At 35.1% G+C, this 1,178-nt stretch carries 2 protein-coding genes; both read right to left on the bottom strand.

All coding sequences use genetic code 11. The features are described 5' to 3' along the window. Nucleotides 1-126: 126 nt before the first annotated feature. On the bottom strand, nt 127-435 hold the full coding sequence (locus tag HMPREF0519_RS09660; RefSeq protein WP_003635787.1) for a hypothetical protein: 309 nt from the start codon (nt 433-435) through the stop codon (nt 127-129). A gap of 198 nt (nt 436-633) precedes the next feature. Further along, entirely contained in the window at nt 634-945 is a 312-nt protein-coding gene (locus HMPREF0519_RS09655; RefSeq protein WP_003635785.1) for a hypothetical protein, read from the bottom strand. Nucleotides 946-1,178: the final 233 nt, after the last annotated feature.

Raw genomic sequence — 1,178 nt, 5'->3', positions numbered from 1 at the left:
ACTTACGAGCCAAATGGCCGCCTGATTTAATGCTTTCCAGGGTTCAAATAAGTTATTAATCACGATTAATGATTTATTTGAGCTGTGGAAGGTAAACGCGGTTCTGAATGTCTCTTAAAACCTGTCTCAAATATTGACTTCAATCCAATACCCCTTTTTAGAAAGTTTTACTTGGTACTTCCAATTAGCCGATAAGTCATCGTTCAATGCTAATTTTAGCTTTCCATGTCGATTAATCTTTCCGGCTGCATATGTCATATGATTCCGACTAACAGTAACACGTGCGCCCGGTGTCCCCTTCCCCGTTATGTATCCTGAATTTTCAGTCAAACGATTAATTTGAACTTTAATAGACTTTGCTTTTGCATAAACCGGTGACTCGATACCAACGGTTGCCGATAATGCGAGCATCGCCAAAATCATGTTTTTGTGCATGATGTTCCCCCTTTATGTTTTACGCCAAAACTGGCGTACATAAAATAATAGCATATCTTTCGTTTATTGAAAATATTTTTCATAAAAATATGACTAAATTCGTTTAGATGAAAATCGTTTACATTTTATAAGTAAATCACTGTTAAAAAAATCAAGGCAACTAAATACCTCGACCACTTTCGGTTGATTTTGATTACCTTATAGCTTTTTAATCCACGTTATTTTAACCGGAATCGGACTATAGTGTGGTAATTTCGTAAATCCGCGAAGATTTAAATAAATCACCGCATTGGCATCTGCCATACTTGAGTTTTTAACAAGAACCGGTGTGCTGCGTTTTTGATCCTCAATTTTGACAATAGCGGTAAATTCACCACTATCCGAAATTCTTTCCGGATAGTCCTTTGGATTGATAATTGGACGACCACCTATCTGAGCATTGATCAGGTCATCAGTGGTTATTAATCTCTCGTCAATTTTTGAAGGTTCACTGATTTGTTTTGGGCCCATTTTCTTTTCCTCTTATTGTTCATTTTAGAATAACGTCTCAGTCATAAATCGCTTTTAAAGTTTGTGAATCCAACAATTATGATGTCAACGGTTACAACAAAATCATCTATGCCCATTATGGTAAGAGTTTCCTTTTTTCTAAATCAAGCCTTTTTCTTATATTAGCTACTTACATCCAATTTTTTGCTTAAAATTGTCGTAATTTCCAAGTATAGGATGCTTTTAAATATTAA

Origin of the sequence: Lentilactobacillus hilgardii DSM 20176 = ATCC 8290, from assembly GCF_000159315.1 — a bacterium.
Taxonomy (GTDB): Bacteria; Bacillota; Bacilli; order Lactobacillales; family Lactobacillaceae; genus Lentilactobacillus; species Lentilactobacillus hilgardii.
This window is presented reverse-complemented; position numbering and strand designations above follow the sequence as displayed.